This is a genomic window from Jeotgalibacillus marinus (assembly GCF_040801915.1).
In the GTDB taxonomy this organism is placed as follows: domain Bacteria; phylum Bacillota; class Bacilli; order Bacillales; family Jeotgalibacillaceae; genus Jeotgalibacillus; species Jeotgalibacillus marinus.
The window spans coordinates 1-229 of sequence record NZ_JBFMIA010000324.1 but is presented as its reverse complement, the minus strand read 5'-3'; the positions used below and the strand labels follow the sequence as shown (position 1 = coordinate 229).

The following is a 229-nucleotide window of genomic DNA, read 5'->3' as shown; positions in this document are numbered from 1 at the left end:
CGCTTGCCCCCCCCGCTGCTGCTTCCCTTCTTCCCTTTTTTCTCCTCTTTCCTTCTTCCTCCCTTTTTTTCTCCCTTTCCCTTCTTCCCCCTTTTTTTCTCTTTTCCCTTTCTTTCCCCTCTTCTCTCTCCTCCTTCTTCCTTCCTTCCCCTCCCTCCCTTCCCCCCCCCCCCTCTTCTCCCCTCCTCTTTTCTTCCTCCCCCCTCCCCTTCCCTTTCCCCCTCTTCCC

1 protein-coding gene is annotated in these 229 nt (G+C 56.3%); it reads right to left on the bottom strand.

Going from position 1 to position 229, the window contains the following annotated elements; translation table 11 throughout:
- A partial coding sequence (locus AB1471_RS19200; RefSeq protein ID WP_367781087.1) for a hypothetical protein occupies window positions 1-229 on the bottom strand: 229 nt, incomplete at both ends.